This window comes from Mesobacillus thioparans, from assembly GCF_965138835.1.
Classification (GTDB): Bacteria; Bacillota; Bacilli; order Bacillales; family Cytobacillaceae; genus Mesobacillus; species Mesobacillus thioparans.
This window is the reverse complement of record NZ_CBCSFH010000015.1, coordinates 1-18,119: the sequence shown is the minus strand read 5'-3', so window position 1 is coordinate 18,119 and position 18,119 is coordinate 1. Positions and strand designations below refer to the sequence as shown.

17 protein-coding genes and 1 other annotated feature are annotated in these 18,119 nt (G+C 44.0%); of the genes, 5 read left to right on the top strand and 12 right to left on the bottom strand.

What is annotated here, in order from left to right:
- Positions 1-47: 47 nt before the first annotated feature.
- The 7 genes from ACNAZ4_RS19660 to ACNAZ4_RS19630 form a co-directional block, all read right to left on the bottom strand.
- A complete protein-coding gene (locus tag ACNAZ4_RS19660; protein ID WP_415817297.1) occupies positions 48-884 on the bottom strand; it encodes a sulfurtransferase in 837 nt (278 codons plus the stop codon).
- A 12-nt stretch (positions 885-896) separates the two neighbouring features.
- Positions 897-1,076: a hypothetical protein gene (locus tag ACNAZ4_RS19655; protein ID WP_415817295.1), complete on the bottom strand. Its 180-nt coding sequence runs from the start codon at positions 1,074-1,076 to the stop codon at positions 897-899.
- A gap of 8 nt (positions 1,077-1,084) precedes the next feature.
- Positions 1,085-4,744, bottom strand: coding sequence for a dynamin family protein (locus ACNAZ4_RS19650; RefSeq protein WP_415817293.1), 3,660 nt, complete (start codon positions 4,742-4,744; stop codon positions 1,085-1,087).
- 324 nt (positions 4,745-5,068) lie between these two features.
- Positions 5,069-5,638: an isoprenylcysteine carboxyl methyltransferase family protein gene (locus tag ACNAZ4_RS19645; protein ID WP_415817291.1), complete on the bottom strand. Its 570-nt coding sequence runs from the start codon at positions 5,636-5,638 to the stop codon at positions 5,069-5,071.
- Between the two features lies 1 nt (position 5,639).
- Positions 5,640-6,725: a type III polyketide synthase gene (locus ACNAZ4_RS19640; RefSeq protein ID WP_415817289.1), complete on the bottom strand. Its 1,086-nt coding sequence runs from the start codon at positions 6,723-6,725 to the stop codon at positions 5,640-5,642.
- A gap of 285 nt (positions 6,726-7,010) precedes the next feature.
- Entirely contained in the window at positions 7,011-7,784 is a 774-nt protein-coding gene (locus ACNAZ4_RS19635; protein WP_415817287.1) for an SDR family NAD(P)-dependent oxidoreductase, read from the bottom strand.
- Between the two features lie 102 nt (positions 7,785-7,886).
- The gene (locus tag ACNAZ4_RS19630; protein ID WP_415817467.1) at positions 7,887-8,033 is read right to left on the bottom strand and encodes a hypothetical protein; all 147 of its coding nucleotides are present in this window, start codon (positions 8,031-8,033) and stop codon (positions 7,887-7,889) included.
- A 345-nt stretch (positions 8,034-8,378) separates the two neighbouring features.
- On the opposite strand from ACNAZ4_RS19630, the gene ACNAZ4_RS19625 reads away from it, so the two are divergent.
- Genes ACNAZ4_RS19625 through ACNAZ4_RS19615 form a run of 3 tightly spaced genes read left to right on the top strand, consistent with a single transcriptional unit; the run spans position 8,379 to position 10,687 of the window.
- Positions 8,379-8,528 (top strand): cytochrome c oxidase subunit 2A, encoded by a 150-nt coding sequence (locus ACNAZ4_RS19625; protein ID WP_415817285.1) that lies wholly within the window; start codon positions 8,379-8,381, stop codon positions 8,526-8,528.
- A 27-nt stretch (positions 8,529-8,555) separates the two neighbouring features.
- Positions 8,556-9,032: a cytochrome c oxidase subunit II gene (locus ACNAZ4_RS19620; RefSeq protein ID WP_415817283.1), complete on the top strand. Its 477-nt coding sequence runs from the start codon at positions 8,556-8,558 to the stop codon at positions 9,030-9,032.
- Positions 9,032-10,687, top strand: a complete 1,656-nt coding sequence (locus ACNAZ4_RS19615; RefSeq protein ID WP_415817281.1) for a b(o/a)3-type cytochrome-c oxidase subunit 1 — start codon at positions 9,032-9,034, stop codon at positions 10,685-10,687. The genes ACNAZ4_RS19620 and ACNAZ4_RS19615 overlap by 1 nt, the downstream gene beginning before the upstream one ends.
- 514 nt (positions 10,688-11,201) lie before the next feature.
- Here ACNAZ4_RS19615 and asnS read toward each other — a convergent pair.
- The 4 genes from asnS to ACNAZ4_RS19595 form a co-directional block, all read right to left on the bottom strand.
- Positions 11,202-12,593, bottom strand: coding sequence for an asparagine--tRNA ligase (gene asnS, locus ACNAZ4_RS19610; protein WP_415817279.1), 1,392 nt, complete (start codon positions 12,591-12,593; stop codon positions 11,202-11,204).
- A 53-nt stretch (positions 12,594-12,646) separates the two neighbouring features.
- Positions 12,647-12,880, bottom strand: a binding site (T-box leader).
- 117 nt (positions 12,881-12,997) lie between these two features.
- Entirely contained in the window at positions 12,998-13,903 is a 906-nt protein-coding gene (locus ACNAZ4_RS19605; protein WP_415817277.1) for an EamA family transporter, read from the bottom strand.
- 93 nt (positions 13,904-13,996) lie between these two features.
- Complete coding sequence (locus ACNAZ4_RS19600) at positions 13,997-15,505, bottom strand: carboxypeptidase M32 (protein WP_415817275.1); 1,509 nt, start codon at positions 15,503-15,505, stop codon at positions 13,997-13,999.
- A gap of 184 nt (positions 15,506-15,689) precedes the next feature.
- A complete protein-coding gene (locus ACNAZ4_RS19595; protein WP_415817273.1) occupies positions 15,690-16,055 on the bottom strand; it encodes a winged helix-turn-helix transcriptional regulator in 366 nt (121 codons plus the stop codon).
- Positions 16,056-16,161: 106 nt separating this feature from the next.
- Here ACNAZ4_RS19595 and ACNAZ4_RS19590 point away from each other — a divergent pair, with 106 nt between their 5' ends.
- On the top strand, positions 16,162-17,142 hold the full coding sequence (locus tag ACNAZ4_RS19590; protein WP_415817271.1) for a zinc-binding dehydrogenase: 981 nt from the start codon (positions 16,162-16,164) through the stop codon (positions 17,140-17,142).
- 211 nt (positions 17,143-17,353) lie between these two features.
- Here ACNAZ4_RS19590 and ACNAZ4_RS19585 read toward each other — a convergent pair whose 3' ends face one another.
- Entirely contained in the window at positions 17,354-17,587 is a 234-nt protein-coding gene (locus ACNAZ4_RS19585) for a DUF2249 domain-containing protein (protein ID WP_415817269.1), read from the bottom strand.
- A gap of 195 nt (positions 17,588-17,782) precedes the next feature.
- Here ACNAZ4_RS19585 and ACNAZ4_RS19580 point away from each other — a divergent pair, with 195 nt between their 5' ends.
- A complete protein-coding gene (locus ACNAZ4_RS19580; RefSeq protein ID WP_415817267.1) occupies positions 17,783-17,917 on the top strand; it encodes a hypothetical protein in 135 nt (44 codons plus the stop codon).
- The last annotated feature ends 202 nt before the right edge of the window (positions 17,918-18,119 follow it).

The window sequence follows — 18,119 nt, the reverse complement described above, 5'->3', positions numbered from 1 at the left end:
CGGAAGCAGACCGTGGAGGCCTCCTAAAATCACTTAGTCCCCATGTTTCATTCTTCCCCGGACACAGGATTTTCTTTGTATGAAACCCAGTCGCTATAACTGCCAGCATACAGTTTGACATTTTTGAATCCGGCTTCTTTCAAGGCGATGTAGTTAGGAGTTGCTGTCACTCCTGAGCCGCAATAAACGATGACAGGCTGGTTACGGTCCAGTTCGGCAAACCGCTTTTCCTGCTGTTCCCTGGACTTGAAGGCCCCATTTTCAAGGCCCTCCATCCACGGCTTATTGATGGCAGTAGGAATATGGCCTGCGATACTGTCAATCGGCTCTTCGAGTCCTTTATATCGTCTGCTTTCCCGTGAATCGATCAGGACTGCGCTCCCTGATCCATTTAGCGCTATATCCTTCACTTCTTCATAGGAAGCAAGCATATCTTCATTTTCAGATATGGTGTATAATGCTTTTTCGAAATGGGGCATGGTTTGATCAGTTGGATAGCCTTTCTGTTCCCATACTGTGAATCCGCCGTTCAGGATATATATCTTTTCATGGCCAATGTATTTCATGATCCACCACAACCTGGATGCAAAAGCACCTTCATGACTATCATAGGCGATAATCGTTGTTTCATTGCCAATTCCTTCAGTTTCAAGTCGATCTTTAAGCACAGTCAAATCAGGAAGCGGATGCCTGCCGCCGTGCTCCCCAACTTCACCTGACAAGTCCTTTTCAAGGTGGAAATAGACTGCTCCAGGAATATGACTTTGTTCATACTGTTGTCTGCCTTCTTCAGGATTCCCAAGCTTGAACCGGCAATCCACAACTCTTAGATCCTTCTCGTCGAGATGCTCTTTGAGCCAATCAGCGTCTACATAATTTTGCAAGGAAACCACTCCTCAGCTTTTTGTTTTAGCCATCAATTTTTTCACATGTTCTTTAGGCTCCCAGCAGGCAAATTGATAGTGGCTCTTCGTCTCATAGCCTAGCCTGCTGCAATGATAGCTCATTTTCTCATCCTGCTTCATAGCCTGGAAATTAACACATGTCGCACATGCATGGAATCTTTTGCCGCTCATACTCCCAATCAACCCTTATAGTAATTTTGAATCTTTATGAGAGCTTGTTTAACCACTTCAATTGAGAAGTTCTCTTCAAGCGCAGAGGTGATTCCTTCAAAATATTCATTGATTTGTTCTGAGAAATCATTTTGTACTTCTTCAAACTCCCGCTTCATTTCTTGCTGATAGTGGTCTTTCAGTCTTGAATTCTCTTCTTCTAAATATTCCCCGGAAGGTTCCTGCAAGATCTGTTCAAGTTCCTCTGCCATATATCTCTTTTCATTTTTCTCAAAGAATGACTTCGGATTTTTGAACATCCCAAGCGCTTTCTTGAAAAGGACACGGTCGATGTTCTGGTATGTGTCAAATTCAATTCCTGCCAATGGTCCATTTTCAGTTAATGAAATAGATACAGAAGGATTTATTTTTGACAGTTCAGAAATAAGTGCCAGCTGGAACTCCTTGAGCAGCTGGGCAATATGGTTTTCAATCCTTAATGAAGTTGCCCGCATTTCCTGAGCCAGGTCATATCCAATACTTTCAATCAAATCATCCAATGCCGACTCCAGAGCCTTCTTCAAGTTCCGTCCATCATCTTTCAGTAGTGCAGGATTGAAGGCTTCCCGGAAGAATTCCCCGAAGCGGATGAAGACACGCTGGCGGATATAATAAGTCAATTCATCCGCCTCTTGTTTCAAACGCTCTTCTAGGATTGCGTGATTTTTCTGGGTAAGTACTGCCAGCATCTGTTCTTTTTGTGAAAGCAGATTTTGGCGTTTTTCAGCCTTGGCCGCCTTGTCTTCCTCTGCCGAGCGGATCATCTCTTCGATCACCCTGACAGCCTGCAGCCATTTAGCCTCGGCAGAATCGACAGCCATGTTCATCAGGTCATTGGCAATGAATCTGTAAAACGCTTTTTCAAAGGAGTTAAAGAGCGGATCCCCGCCACTGCCCGGCTGCAGCTTTTCATTCAGCCCTTTCAAGCTGGATACCGGATAGAGATGCGGGTTCCTTATACCATACTGGACAAGCTGACCTTCAACATATTCCAGAACAGCCTCCTGTTCTTCCTCTGAGTTCGCCAAATCGACTGCATTGACAATGAAAAACATTTTATCAAGTTCAAAGCTGTCCTTTACCCTGCCAAGCTGAATCAGGAATTCCCGGTCAGCTTTTGAAAAGGCATGATTATAATAGGTGACAAAAAGAATGGCATCAGAGTTCTTGATATAATCAAAGGCAACACCTGTATGGCGCGCGTTGATTGAATCAGCACCCGGAGTATCGACAAGGGTAATTCCTTCTCTTGTCAGTTCGCAATCATAATAGACCTCGATCCATTCAACAAAACATGATTTCTCCTCTTGCGCTACATATCCACGGAAAGATTCGAGGTCAACGGATAATTGCTCACCGAATTTGTCCCTGAAATCTTCAAAGCCTTTCGCAAAAGCCTGAAGAAACGAGTAATGCGTCTTTTCTATCGCACTATAACCGCTGTCTTCCCATTTAATGGTTTTGATTTGATCGATCGCTCGCTCGAAATCTGTGATATTTTCGCCGAATAACCCGAGCGAACGCTCAAGTTCTTTCGTGAGTTCTTTATCCGTTTTGATTTTAACAATGACGGACCCATGGGGATGCTCTGTTGTCACCGGTTTGATTTTATTGATCGCGGCAGTGGTCGGGTTAGGTGATACCGGCAGAAGCCTCTCCCCTACAAGCGCGTTGGCAAATGAGGATTTACCGGCACTGAACGCACCAAACAAGGCTACAGTGAATTCCCTGTCTTTGATCCTCTCAGCTTTATCCTTCAATTCGCGGGCAATCTTTTTCAGTCCTGGAATCCCTTCTATCTGTCCAGATGTGAAGTTCAGTTTTCCCACCAATTTCTTCTGAACGTCATGGAACTGTTCTATCTCATTACCTTCCTGGTCATTAGAAGATACTTCATCTTTTACAGGTTCACCTTTTTCCTTTGCAGGTTCCGAAGTGCCTGGGTCCAGATTCTTGATCACTTCAGGCTCATCCTCGTCTGATTGGAATACGCTTAAATCTTCAGCGTTCCACTTAATCGGCTCTCCATAAAGAATCTCGGATACATGCCTCCTGTCCTCGGCTTCTTTTTCCCTGATTGCGGACAAGCCTTCCCAGGCATCGAGCAGCTTTTCGTATTCCTGTTCTTTTTGAATAAGTTCATTCACTTGCTCATCATCATTTACTTTTACATATTGAAGGAAGATTTCTTTAATCGGATCGAGTTTTTTTCGGGCAAGGTTTTTTATCGCTTCAGAGACATCATTTGTATAATTCAGGACATAATCGCCTGACAGCCGGGCGCCAGACTTGACGGATCCTGACAGCAGTTCTTCACCAAAATCCACCTTGAAACCATTGGCAGCACCCTGAAGTTCAGGCTGTGATAATTGATGTTTTTTAAATAGCTTTGTCAAAAAGTCCTTGATATGCCAATTAAGCTGCGATTGGACCTTTTCCTCCAGGTCCTGATAGAAACTGGCCAATCTGTCTGCTCTTTCCTGTTCGGTTTTTTGTTTTGAGAAAAATAAGCCTACTTTAAAATCCGGCTGCCTGGCCTGCAGGTATGCTTCTGCAAGTTCCCTTGTCTGGAACGGCATTAGGTATGCATTTTTCAGGATGTCGTTTTGGCCGGACCTGAACTCTTGTTCCGGATCTTGCTCCGTTTTGATTTTGGCAATTTGACTTCTAATATCATCAAGTTCTTTTGCGAGCTGCTGCCTGTCGCTTTCAGAAAGATCTGCCAGAATAGATTCATACTGGTCAATCTGAGCCGAAACATCCTGATGGAGGCGGCTTAAATGATCTTCTGAAAGCTTCTCCAGGGACCTGAAAATTGAAACAGGCAAAATTTCCGCCCTTTTGCTTTTTCTTTCAATGATGAATTGACGAAGCTTCTCAAATTGGTTTAATGGCGACTCAGGAACTTTAAGCGACGTATAAAAAATGCCTGAATGCTTTACTCCCCAATCGGAAAAAGAAGCTTCGACACTTTCCTTGAATTGTTCAAACGACAGCTCGGCATCCTGATGCTTGTCGACCTGGTTGATGATCAAATATAACTCTTTCCCTGCATCGGTCAGCTCTTTCGTAAACAGAAAGTTCAGCTCTGATTGTACATGGTTATAGTCCATGACATAAAAAACAAGATCAGAAAGATGAAGTGCCGATTCTGTCGCGATCCGGTGGGCATCATCCGTTGAATCAATTCCTGGGGTATCCATGATGATAGCCTGCTGCAGGAATTCCGCACCGTTATGGCTGATTTCGATCGCCTGGATCTGGTCACCATCCTTACAATAGCTTTTGACTGTTTCATAATCATATGGAGCAGGATAAAGCCTGGATCCTCCGTTCTTGAAAAAGACCTTTGCATATTCTGCTCCTGACTTAATTTTCACCAGATTTGCACTGGTAGGGATCGGACTTGACGGCAGGATATTGTCGCCGATCAATTTATTGATCATACTCGACTTACCTGCAGAAAAATGGCCGCAGAAGGCAATCGAAAATTCTTCTTCGACGGCTTTTCTCCCCAGCTCCCTAACTTTTTCCGCACTTTCTCCATCTTGATTCTTGTTCAATAAATTATATAGAGATAAAATCTTCCCGAGAAGTTTATGTTCTTGGTGTGCTACAGTCTGGCCCATTCCTCTAACTCCTTGTGACAAAATTGTGAATATCTTTATTTTATACGATTTTTCGGTCTTTTCCTATAATTACATTATTTCCAGAGCAAAAAGAAAAACCCGGACATCATGTCCGGGCCGCCATCTAAATGATATTTTAATTTCAGTGAGGTTTTAATACATTGCTCAATACATATTTCATGACTAAGGAGTAAGCAGCTATCGTCGAAACAACTAGCATAGAAACCATTTATACGACACCGTCCTTGAAGTTCTTTTGATTGAGAACTATTTTCATCTAAGGAAAGTGTAGCACTATTGATTATCATTTTCAATGGAAGGTGTTTAATTGTCACACTTCTTTAACAAATTCGGCAGAAAACGTCCCTGATGTGTGAAGGTTGTTTCATATTTTGTCAATTCTCTCAAAGCTTTCTCTTCAGCAGGGATCCTGATTGATAGGATCATGATGTTCAAAAGTGTGAAAAGCGCCATCGTAATATATGCATTGAACATCAGCGGAATGACCAGGATTTCAATCGCGACAATCAGATAGTTTGGATGCTTGATGATTTTATAGGGTCCTCTCTTAACGACCTGTGCTCCCGGAAGGATAATGATTTTCGTATTCCAGAACCTACCCAATGAAGCGAGTGCCCAAATTCTCATTCCCTGCGTGAACAAAAACAGCGTCAACAAAACCGGCCAATATTCTGACAGATGTTTATCAAATAAATTCACTTCGGCAATTAAAAACAGGAAAAAAGCTGTATGGATTGCCACCATCGCCGGATAGTGTCCCTGACCGAATTCCAATGCCCCCTGCCTTTTCATCCAGGCTTCATTTCTCCTGGCAATCACAAGTTCCGTTATCCTCTGGAAGGTTATCAATCCAACAAATAGATAGAACACCACGTTACTCCCACCTCATCAACAGCAGCTCCGAACTAAAGCCAGGCCCGAGGGCAGCGCCAAGGCCAAGATCACCCTCATTAGCGGTTTCCATGAATCTCTTAAGGACATACAGAATTGTCACGGACGACATATTCCCGAATTCTTTCAGAACGTCCAGTGAGGTTTTTGTCATATCTTCCGGCAATTTCAATGCTGAAACATATGCATCAAGAACTTTCTTGCCGCCAGGATGGGCAATGAAGTGATCAAGATCCGGAACATCCAGGCCGTGGGTGTTCAGAAACCTTAGCACATTAGGCTGAAGCCAGTTTTCAATTATAGTAGGTATATCCTTGGAAAAGACGACATAGAGACCTTCATTTTTCACATCCCATCCCATGACATCCTCGGAATCTGGCATCGTGGTGGATTGCGTGCCGATAATATTAGGCGCTGAACTCTTTTTGGTCAGTTTTTCGTAGCCAGAATCATCACCACAGACAAGTGCGCACGCAACTCCGTCCGCAAACAGCGATGTCCCGATTAGGTTGCTTTTTGACCTGTCATTTCTCTGGAAGGTCAGGCTGCATAGCTCAATGGAAAGCACAAGGACTTTTGCTTTTGGATATGCCAGGCAGTATTCATAGGCACGAGACAGCCCTGCGGCTCCGCCAGCACATCCAAGGCCCCAGATTGGAATCCTTTTGGTGTATTGAGAAGACGGCAGGATATTCATGATTCGCGCATCTATGCTTGGAGTCGACAGACCAGTACTGCTGATTGTAAAAATTGCGTCGATTTCTTCAAAATGGATTTCATTTTTCAGGAAATCATCATTCTTCAAGCAGTTTGTGACGGCTTCTGCACCAAGCTTCACTGCCGTCTCTATATACGCGTCATTCTTTTCCTCAAAACTATGGTCTGTTTCGAACCAGTCCAGGTCCCTGGCAAAATGGCGCTTTTCGATTTGGCCATTCTGGAATACTGTAAGCAGACGCTGGATGTCCTTAAAGGATTCGTTGAATAACTTTTCAGCGAAGTCCATGACTTTCTCCTGCTCAATGGAATATGGGGGAACAGCTTCTGCGATCGATATAATTCTGGGCATGACAATACTCTCCTCACATATATGTACGGTTACTTTTTCCATTTACCCGGAGAGTATACAGGCAAACAAATATTGTTTAATAACGAAAAAAAAAGCTTCCCCCGGGATGGAGGAAGCCTAACGTTTTGAAGGAGTTGCTGTGCAAGTTCATTATACATTGCCGTCAGGACTTGTACACTATAAAATCTTTACCAGTTGACAAAGGGCCTGAGCAATACTGCCTACAATGTTGCGCTGGCCGAAAAAAATACCTGCTCCAATGTCTGATGTATTTAGGAACCTTACTTAAAAACCATGAATCGTCATCCCGCCGTCGACAAACAGGGTTTGTCCGGTTACATAATTCCCGGCATCCGAGCTTAAGAATACTACTGGCCCCACAAGCTCAGGCAGCTCGCCAATCCTTTTCAGGGGTGTAACAGCGAGTATGTCGTTTACATATGCTTCATCCGCTAAAAGCTTTTCGGTCAGTGGTGTTTTAAAATACCATGGGCCGATGGAATTCACGTTGACGCCATATTGGCCCCATTCCATCGCAAGCACTTTTGTCATCTGCATGAGAGCGGCTTTTGTAGCGGCATAGACTACGCCGGTCCTGAGCGCCACCTGGCCGGCTACTGATGCAATATTGATGATTTTTCCGCCTGAAGGCTGGGATTTCATGATTCGGCCAGCTTCCTGGGACATCATGAAGGCTGATTTCAAGTTGGTATCCATGATCTGCTGCCATTCCTCATCTGTCGCATCCAATGCTTTAGAACGGATATTCATTCCTGCATTATTCACAAGAATATCGATTTTACCCCATTTAGAATGAATCTCTGCTATCGCATTATGTATCTGTTCCCTATCCGTGACATCCGTCGGAAGTATAAGGGCCTTTCTTTCTAGCTCCTCTATCATTCCTGCAGTTTCTGCCAGGTCTTTTTCCGTTCTGGCAAGAAGTGCGACATCAGCGCCGGCTTCTGCTAATCCGACTGCCAACGCTCGGCCAATCCCCCGGCCTGCACCTGTAACTATTGCCGTTTTCCCGCTCAATTCAAATGAAGGTAAGAACATTCCTATCAGCCTCCCTATATAAAATTGCTTTCATTTTACCATAGCACAGCAGCAAATTGCTGCCTGTATGCCTATCCAAAGAAAAAGCACCATACTAGGTGCTTAGTTTTCATCGGGCTGCTTCTGCACTTCGATCCAGATCAGGTTTTCAGCCGCTTCCCCGCAATTCATACAGATTCTTTTTTCATCATAAATAAGCCGGCAATGATCGCAATAATATTTCTGCAAAGATCTCACTTCCTGGAAAATGTTCTTTCTGCCATTATATTAAGTCCTAACAGAATGGTGCTTCCCTTTTAAGACTAGCCTTTCTTAAATTGTCAAGCAGTCCTGTCACACACCTGATTTAGCATTTGGCAATATGCTCAAGTTTTCACATTGCTATTTTCACAGATTATTCACATTTACCCCTCGTACCATGTGACTTAAATCACTGTAATGACGCGTTTTCATCATTAACATAGTAAATATGTCAGGTATGAACAATTTGTGAACTGCGCGAAACCATATTTACGTTTCCAAATTGTTTTGTATGATGAGAGTGTACTTATCAATTTATCAATGACTTATTTTATGCGAAGGGAGTGGACCGGGATGGCTCAGCCTGGAATTGGGAAGAAAACACATACGAAGGTGGAAGATCGATCTTCCTTGAAAGGAACACTTGCATCCGTTTTCTTATTAGGATTCTTTTTGATCGTCACTTGGTTAAGCGTTTATTTCTTATTTGTAGATCGTTTTTAAGAGAGACTTAAAGGGGAGAAAGAAGTTATGCATATTCATAAATTTGAGAAAATCTGGCTTATCTTCGGGATAACGACATTGATCGTCTTCCTGACTGTCATCGGGGTCAGCGCTTTTTATCTCGGGAACCAGCCGCCAAGCTGCCTGGCAACGGTCAATCCTGAAAAAGTTGATACTCAGGCACCATTCAATGAACCTGGTTTAAAAAAGGTTGAAGGAAAAGAATGGGATTACGAACTAGTTTTCGTTGCTTCCGCATTCTCATACAATCCTGGACAGGTTGAAGTTCCACTAGGAGCAAAAGTAAAAGTCATCGCAACAACCAAGGACGTCATCCATGGTTTCGAGGTTGCAGGAACAAACATCAATATGATGCTCGAGCCTGGTTTCATCAGTGAATATGTCACTACATTTGACAAGGCTGGCGAATATCTGATTGTTTGTAATGAATATTGTGGCGTCGGCCACCACATGATGACGTCTAAGATCGAGGTGGTAGAATAATGAATACAAATTCAATGAACCCAAAAGTTGACCGCCGTGACGGCAAACTCGCCATGGCCCACTTTTATGTCGCTTTCATCGCACTTGCCATCGGCGGTTTAGCAGGCCTTCTGCAAACACTTGTCCGCTCTGGGAAATTCGAGTTGCCATCATGGACTGGGTATTATCAGATCCTTACGATACATGGTGTCGTACTTGGCCTTGTGCTGACAACATTTTTTATCATGGGATTCCAGCTCGCTCTTGTGAGCAAAACATCCGGTACCTTCACTGACAAACAGCGTATGACCGGATGGATCGGGTTCTGGACGATGACCATTGGTACTGTAATGGCAGCGATCATGATCCTTACTAACCAAGCTTCAGTCCTTTATACGTTCTATGCTCCATTACAGGCACACGCACTCTTTTACCTTGGTCTTACACTCGTGATTGTCGGAAGCTGGATTGACGGTGCTGCCATCATCATGGCCTACTCTTCCTGGAGAAAAGCCAACCCGGGACAGCCTAGCCCGCTGCTGACTTTCATGTCACTTGTCAACACTCTTATGTGGATCGTCGCAACGATTGGTGTCGCTGCAACTGTACTCTTCCAGCTGCTTCCTTGGTCATTGGGCCTTGTAGATCGCGTTGATGTACTGGTCAGCCGTACATTGTTCTGGTATTTCGGTCACCCGCTTGTGTACTTCTGGCTATTGCCTGCCTACATGGCATGGTATGCAATCGTTCCAAAGATCATTGGCGGAAAGATTTTCTCAGATTCATTGGCAAGGATGTCCTTCATCCTGTTCCTGCTGTTCTCAATCCCGGTAGGTTTCCACCATCAGCTGATGGAACCTGGAATTGATCCGGCATGGAAGTTCCTTCAGGTAATTTTGACATTCCTGGTTGTCATACCATCTTTGATGACGGCATTTTCACTGTTTGCGACGTTTGAAATGTTTGGACGTTCCAAAGGTGCGACAGGCCTATTCGGCTGGGTGAAAAAGCTTCCTTGGGGAGATGCTCGTTTCGCCGTGCCATTCATCGGTATGCTTGCGTTCATCCCAGCTGGTGCTGGCGGTATTGTCAACGCTTCCCACCAATTGAATCAGGTAGTCCATAATACCATTTGGGTTACTGGACACTTCCATCTGACTCTTGCAACTTCTGTCGTATTGACGTTCTTCGGGATTTCCTACTGGCTGGTTCCTCACCTTACCGGAAGGGTCCTGACAAAAGCAATGAATAAATTAGCGATCATCCAGGGTATCGTCTGGGCAATCGGCATGACCTTCATGTCAGGTGCGATGCACGCAGCCGGCCTGCTTGGTGCTCCACGCCGTTCATCTTTCTCAACGTACGGCGGTTCAGAGCAAGCTGCTGAGTGGATTCCATATCAAATTGCCCAAGCGGTTGGCGGAACCATCCTGTTCCTTGGAATTATCCTGATGCTATATATTTTCATCAACCTCGCTTTCTTCGCACCTAAAGGGGAAGAAGAATTCCCAGTCGGAGAGGTTGCTGATCAGGCCGAAAAAACTCCAATGGTATTTGAAAACTGGAAGTTATGGCTTGGTATCACTGTTCTTTTGATTCTGTTCGCTTACACTATCCCGTTCATTGATATGATTCAAAATGCACCAATTGGGTCGAAGGGATATAAATTCTTCTAAAAATCCCCTTTATGAGTGGAAAATCAGAATCAAACAAAACAGGGTATGAAATCTGTCGAGATTTCATACCCTGTTTTTTAGTTGGTTCTGTTAATCAAGACTGTTGATTTTCGTTCCAGGCGCTTCGCATTCCGCGTGAAGAATATGAAAAAGACCAACTGCCGTCTTTTTCATAAACAATTCTTCCTCGGGGCTGCCGCTGAGCCTCCTCGTCGCTTTGCTCCTGCGGGGTCTCACCTGACCAGCTTGAGCCCGCAGGACATTGATTTGGCTTCCTTGAACCTGCCCACGCACGAAGGAAATGCGTTAGCATTTTCGAGGAGTCTACGCGCCTTCCACTCAATCAACAGGTGTAAAAACAACATTGGGCTTTAACAAAGTCATTTTATTACAACAGCAATTGATATATATGATAAACAACTAGTGAATTACACACTGCTCTGAAGACCGATCATGTTCAATAAAAAAATAGGATGCCGCGGCATCCTATTGTCTCTTATTTACATTGATCCCATTAAAAATCTGCATTTCCTGGTGTACGAGGGAAAGGAATGACGTCACGGATGTTCTTCATTCCGGTCAAGTACATGACAAGGCGTTCGAAACCGATTCCATAGCCGGAGTGCTTGGTACTGCCGTATTTTCTAAGCTCGAGATACCACCAGTAATCTTCTTCAGACATACCAAGTTCTTTGATTCGATTTGCAAGGACTTCTTCTCTTTCCTCACGCTGGCTTCCGCCGATTAATTCGCCAATGCCAGGAACCAGAAGGTCGGTCGCCGCAACTGTCTTTTCATCCTCATTCGCTCGCATATAAAATGCCTTGATTTCTTTCGGATAGTCGGTGACGAAAACAGGACGCTTGTAGATTTCCTCACTAAGGTAACGTTCATGTTCTGTTTGCAGGTCCGTGCCCCATTCAACAGGGTATTCAAATTCCTTACCAGAGTTCTTTAGTAGTTCAACTGCTTCAGTATAAGTAACTCTTCCGAAATCGGAATTCAATGCATTCTGCAATCTTTCAATAAGTGTTTTATCAATAAAGCTGTTGAAGAAAGCCATTTCTTCCGGTGCATGTTCAAACACGTAATCAATGACATATTTGACCATTTCTTCTCCAAGGTCCATGATATCTGGTAATTCTGCAAAGGCAACCTCAGGCTCGACCATCCAGAATTCTGCGGCATGTCGTGCTGTATTTGAATTTTCAGCCCTGAATGTCGGACCGAATGTATACACGTTGCGGAACGCAAGAGCAAAGCTTTCCGCATTCAATTGACCGCTTACAGTTAAATTGGTTTCTTTGCCGAAGAAATCTGCACTTTCATCGACATTTCCGTCTTCGGTTTTTGGAAGCTTGTTCAAGTCCATGGATGTCACGCGGAACATTTCCCCCGCTCCTTCAGTATCGCTTCCGGTAATGATCGGTGTATGTACATGGACAAACCCTTTATCCTGGAAGAATTTATGAAGGGCATAGGACGCCAGGGACCGTACTCTGAATACTGCTGAGAAGGCATTGGCTCTTGGACGCAAATGGGCGATTGTCCTTAAGTATTCAAGGGTATGCCTCTTCTTTTGGATTGGATAATCTGTATCCGATAATCCTTCGACGATAATTTTTGTCGCTTTGATTTCAAAAGGCTGCTTCATTTCAGGTGTTGGGATAAATACCCCTTCTACTAAAACAGAAGAGCTGATCGGCAACTTGGTGATTTCTTTGAAGTTTTCAAGGGTATCCTCAAAAACAATTTGTACACTCTTGAAGAAAGTTCCATCATTCAACTCCATGAAGCCAATGGTTTTGGAGTCACGCAGGGTACGGATCCATCCTGTAATTTGAACTGTCTGGTCCTTAAAATTTTCTTGATTTCTGAATAAATCTTTTACTACGGTCTTAATCATAATAAGCCTCCTCATGATAATTTTTTGCAATAAAAAAAGCCTTCTATCCCCCAAAAAGGGACGAAAGGCTGAACTTCCGCGGTACCACCCAAATTGTCATAGAATGACCAGCTTCACTATTGCTTATCCCAGTCGATAACGTGCTGGCAACGTCCAAGCCTACTCATGATTTCCTTTTCGGTCAGAACTCAAAGGTGTTCTTCATTTATGCATCATCACCAGGCTTCCACCGTCCCCGGCTCGCTATCGAATATAGCAAAAACTACTTTCCTTTTCATCGATTTAAAAATATGGAGTTTTAAAAGGATTTTCACTGTAATAATTTATCACAAAACACAATCCCTTGTCTAGTTGCCCCTGCTTGATCTGCATTTTGTCAGACGCGAGCATTCAAAAGAGATCTATCAAACAGTGAAGTGCTTTTTCTGCTTCCTGAACGGTACTGAAAGATTGATTGAAATCACAGACAGGATTATGAGTGCTGAACCTAGCAGCTGCATACCATCGAGCCTGTCTCCGTACACCATCATTCCCAGCAAGGTGGCGACGACGGGTTCCAATGTAGCAACTACTGCAGCAGTACTGCTTTCCGTCCTTTCAAGTCCCCAGGAATATGCAAAATAGGCAACCACAGTCGGGAAAACACCTAACCCTATCGCATAAAGCCACGTATCCCCGGCAAAAAGGACGGCAGTTTTGCTGACTATACCCGTCGTCGGCACCAGGGCAGCCGAAGCAACAAGGAATGTATACAGAGTGACTGTAAAAGGATGATAACGCCTTAATGCCAACTTGCCAAAAATGCTGTAAAGAGCATAGCCAAATCCTGCCCCCAGCCCAATCAGAATACTGGAAACAGAAAAAGACGTCCCTCCCTGCCCTGTTATGCCCGCGGCAAGCGTACAGCCAATGACCGTCATGACAATCGCCAACAGTTTCTTCCTGTTCATGCTTTCTTTCAGAAAAAGAAATGACAAAACCGCCACAAAAGCTGGTGAGGTGTATAATAACGCCACTGCAATCGGGATGTTCATCAGGTTGATGGCCGTAAAATATGACCAATTAAAGAACACAATGCTTAAGATGCCTGTACCTACAAAAAGATACAGGTCTTTCACCCTGATCGTTAAATGATTTCGATAAAAAACAATTCCAACCAGCACCAACACGATGGCTGCGGTCAAAACGCGGATTGCGACAACCTCCATCGCACTGAACCCGGCGTTATTCAAGCCTTTTACAAAAAAACCAATTAAGCCCCACATAGCCGCTGCAAATGCGATCATGAAATATGGCAGTTTACTGTACATACATTCACCACACAGTAAAGATGGCAGGAAGACTGCCATCTTATATTCAAAATTCTGTTACCTAAATAAGTATTTCAGCGAAAATTTTGGACACTAGACCAGCTGGTATACTTTACTGTATTTTTCGTAAAGATAATCAACCAGGTACTGAGCATTCAATCCCTCACCAGTTACATCAGTCAATATTTCAAGAGGCTTTTTCATTTTTCCATGCTTATGGACTTTCTCAGTCATCCACTCTTTAACAGGCTGGAGATTCCCTTGTTCCATTAGTTCCTCGTAGTCTGGCAAGTCCTTGAGCATGGCATTCTTGAATTGCGCTGCATACATATAGCCTAAAGCATAGGATGGGAAGTAGCCAAAGCTGCCTCCTGCCCAGTGGACATCCTGGAGGACACCTACAGCATCATTGTCAGGCCTGATGCCAAGATATTGTTCATACTTGTCATTCCAGATTTCCGGCAAGTCCTTGACTTCGATCTCATCGTTGAACAAGCCCTTTTCGATTTCATAACGGACCATTACATGCAGAGGATATGTGAGCTCATCTGCCTCGATTCTGATCAAGCTTGGCTTTGATTCATTGACTGCACGATAGAAGTCCTCTACATCCACTCCTGAAAACTGGCCATCTGAATATTCCTGCAGGAGGCTGTAATTATGCTTCCAGAAAGAAAGATTCCGTCCAACAAAGTTTTCGTAGAAAAGAGATTGGGATTCATGGATTCCCATAGATGTCCCAGAACTCATAGGCGTTCCAACGAGCTCTTCGGAAATGTTTTGTTCATATAGAGCATGGCCGCCTTCATGAATGGTCCCGAATACCGCTGTCCTGAAATCTGTTTCGTCATATTTCGTCGTAACCCTTACATCCCCCGGGTTTAGACCCATCGCAAATGGGTGTACTGTTTCATCAAGACGTCCAGCATCGAAATCGTATCCCATTTGCTTAAGGATTTCCAGGCTGAATGCACGCTGCTTTTCTTTCGGGAAATGCTGGAACAGGAACCCGGTCTCCGGTTTTTCTGTTGAGCTTGAGATCTGCTGTACAAGCGGAACAATTTTCTTGCGCAGGTCACCAAACACCTGGTCCAAAACCTCGACAGTGACTCCTGGTTCATACATATCAAGCAATGTATTATACCTATTTCCTTCATAACCCCAATATCCAATGAATCTCTTTGTCGTTTCTACCAATTTTTCAAGATACGGACGGAACAGATCAAAATCAGAGTTGGTTTTCGCCTCTTCCCAAACTGTTTCTGCTTTTGATTGCAGGATGACATATTCGCGGTATTCATCGGCAGGAATTTTCTTATTGCGGTCATAATCTTTTCTGCACTCTTCAAGCGTCTTACGCGTAATTTCAGATAAAGCCTGTTCATTCGATAGTCTTGCTATGTATGAAGCCATTTCTTCTGAAGTTGACATATTGAATACCTCAGATGAAAGGACGCCAATCACCTCGGATCGCTGCGCTGCTCCCTTTTTCGGTGCGCCTGTCCTTAAATCCCAGTAAATCAAAGAAAGCGCCTCACCATAGGCTGCCATCTTCTTTACATAATCCAAGAAATTCTTTTCTGTTTGTTTAACTTCACTCATCCATCTCACCCCATTTTATCTTTCTTCATCATCTTATCATACTTTTCTGATATTTTGGTTTACGAAGTTTAGAAAGGTTGTTTTCGGATTGTTCGTTGCTTTTTATGTTTTGGCTCTATTAAGGTTCTCACTTAATAAATTGAACTTGGAGATGGATTGATTCTGGATCTGGATTTATCCGGATTCAAAGTTTCATAAAATCCATGGACGTCCAGCACTTGTTCATACTGATGCCATTCTGCTCAGCATATTGATCGCCCCATTTGCACATCTCGAATAAGGTGGTCTGCAATTTTTTGCCGAGTTCAGTCGTGGAATATTCGACGCGATTGTCATCATAGGAAGTCCTTTCGACAAGACCGTGATATGCCAGTTCTCTCAGCTGCTGGGTCAGCATTTTCTGCGTGATGCCAGGCAGTGAGGCTTTAAGTTCATTGAAACGTTTGGTGCCTTCATTTAGATTCCATAATATCAATACTTTCCATTTGCCCCCGATCAAGTCGATGGCCAAATCAATTGCGCAATCATATTGTTCGTATAACTGTTTCATGTTTGAATCCTCCTGGTTCCCATTTGGTGCCTTGTTATGATGTCGTTCAGTATATATTATAAACCTTGTTAGATAAAACTAGTTCTCAAAAGGAGATGACAAATAGATGAAAGCATTGCTTTTACATGATAAAGGCCTTTGGAAGGAAATGAAGGTCGAAGAAACTCAAGCACCACAGCCAGGAAAAGGTGAATTATTGATTAAGGTTCATGCCGTCGGCTTGAATCCTGTTGACTATAAGACAGCAACAAACGGCAATCCTCACTGGAGCTATCCTCATATTTTGGGACTCGATGCAGCGGGTGTTGTGGCAGAAACCGGTGAAGGTGTTACTCAATGGAAAAAAGGTGACAGGGTCGTGGTTCATGGCGACTTGAAACGAAAAGGCGGTTACGCAGAGTATGCTATTGCCCTTGCACACGCTGTTTCCCGCATTCCCGAGGAAATCAGCTTTGAGGATGCTGCGGCGATTCCAACAGCAGGCTATACCGCATTCCAGGCCATTCACAGAAAGCTCCCTCTCGAGCAAATCGAGACCATCCTTATTCACGGAGGTGCAGGCGGAGTAGGCGGCTTTAGTGTCCAATTGGCCAAGCTTGCTGGAAAAACGGTCATTTCCACAGCGTCCAGCTCCAATCATGAGTATGTGAAATCATTAGGCGCAGACCATGTCATTGATTACAGCAATGAAGATGTCGTTGCCCGGGTTATGGAGATTACAGGTGGAACAGGTGTCGATGCGGTCGTTGACGCTGTCAGCAGACAAAGTTCAACACAGTCTCTTGATGCCCTTGCTTATATGGGACATATCGTCTACATTGCCGGAGCACCTGATTTCACAAAAATCCCAGGATTCACAAAGGTGCCATCTTATCATGAGATTGCCCTGGCAGCCGCATATCAGTATGGCGGGAATAAAGGAGAAACTGATCTATCAGTAATTGGCGACTCGATGCTGTCATTAATGGCTGAAGGCAAGCTGTCTCCACTGCCGATTGAAGTGATCTCTCTCGAGGAAGTCCCAGCAGCACTTACCCGCTTATCACAACGCCATGTAAAAGGGAAGCTCGTAGCGAAGATAAAATAATAATGCTTTCCCCTTACACTTGGCTGCACGACTGGCAGGACCGTGGTCACTACAATTTATCAACTCATAGCAAAAAAGAACAAGCCGTCTCTTTCTTGAGGACGGCTTGTTCTTTTTTAAACAGTTTTCGCAATGAATGATGCCTTTCGTACAGATACACAATTCTGCAGTAGAATCTGTTGTTATAATGGCATCAGAAATTCAATTTCTTTTATTTCGTTTTCCCGATGGCTACGCGCCATGTTTCCGGACCTTCTTCGAGATATTCCCATGAAAAAGTTTCAGGACGCTCCATCATGAATTGATACTGGAGCGGCCTAGGGTCATGGTCATTGACAATCTGCATGAATTCTCCTGGTTTAAGTGAATCAAAGTTTTGGAATATGGTAGGGTGTTTTTCCCGTGGTGCATAATCAGGAACATTGATAATTATGTTGAAAGTCATTTCCCTCTCTCCTTCGAATCTATTTTCTTTACACTTACATTATAGGACCGCACAGCTTCCCTGGTAGTGAGCGTCGTCACAGTTTGACTATGACATCCTTCATTGGCGGCTTAATCTGCTCCAGACAAAAAAATCCGCTGATAAAAAAGGAACTCCGTGCCAAAACAAGAACTAGTTTAGTAGGGAGGGATCTTTATGAAGGAGCTTGTTGGAATATGTGATGCATGCGGAAAAGAAATTTTTTGCATGGACGGCTTTTTGAATGGAATACATGACAATGGTAAATTGCTTTGTTTTGAATGTGAAAAAAACACCAAGGAAGATTCCTAGGAACAAAAAGCGCAAGCGCCTTGTTCAGCCCCGACAAGCGCTGGAGGGCCTGACAGTGAAGTCGTTCTTTGCCTTCATTGGCAGGACCGAAACGTCTCGAGGAGTTAGGAGCCGCAGCTAGCCAAGCGTCTCGAGCTGCTCAAAGCTAACGCTTATCGCAAGATACTCGAGGAAGCGCACTCAAGGATGAAAACTGGCTAGG